1 protein-coding gene is annotated in these 716 nt (G+C 59.1%); it reads left to right on the top strand.

Annotated features, from left to right (window positions below; translation table 11 throughout):
• A partial coding sequence (locus EXE50_RS16870; protein WP_275938157.1) for an LAGLIDADG family homing endonuclease occupies positions 1–716 on the top strand: 716 nt, incomplete at both ends.

Below are 716 nucleotides of genomic sequence, written 5' to 3'. Positions count from 1 at the left end.
CATCTCGGCCGGCGTTCTGATCGAACTGTACGACTGCGACACTGTCGTCGAACGCGTTCCCACCGACGTGACACTTGGAATCCGTCGCGACAGCGCTTCGATTTCGCGTCAGTTCGATGTCGACGAGACGGTCGGCACGATGCTCGGATACTACGCTGCAGAAGGGTTCACCCGGCAGGAGGCTGGGTCATTTTACCAGACGACAATCTGTACGCCGGACGACGTGCCACGCGACGAGATCATTGACGTCTTTGACGACGTATTTGACGTTGAGGCGTTCGAGGAGAACGAATGGAAGATTACTGTTTCCAGTCGCCTCGTCACGACGCTGTTCTCGGATGTTCTTGACGCCGGGAGTCGTGCGGAGACGAAACTAATCCCGGACTGCGTGCTCTCCGCACCGGACTCGATTCTCCGAACGTTCCTCGCGGCGTACTTCTCTGGCGACGGAAGTACGTCTAGCGAACGCGTCGAGGTTCGCGCACATACGGTGAGCGACGACCTACAGTCCGACCTAATCGCAGCCCTCAAGCGGTTCGGTATCGCTACGAAAGTGTATCGCGAGGAGCGTACCCCGAAGACGGGTGCGGTGGCCGAGTTCTACGACGGCGAGCAGTCGTTCGAATCCTGGGTCCTCAAGATCACATCACAGAACGCCGTGCGGTTCGCCGACCGAGTCGGCTTCCATCTCGGCCGCAAGGACGAGACGCTTACTG

Source organism: Halorubrum sp. ARQ200 (genome assembly GCF_005435115.1).
GTDB lineage: Archaea > Halobacteriota > Halobacteria > Halobacteriales > Haloferacaceae > Halorubrum > Halorubrum tropicale.
The sequence above is the reverse complement of the archived record's forward strand: the minus strand, read 5'-3'. Positions and strand labels throughout refer to the sequence as shown.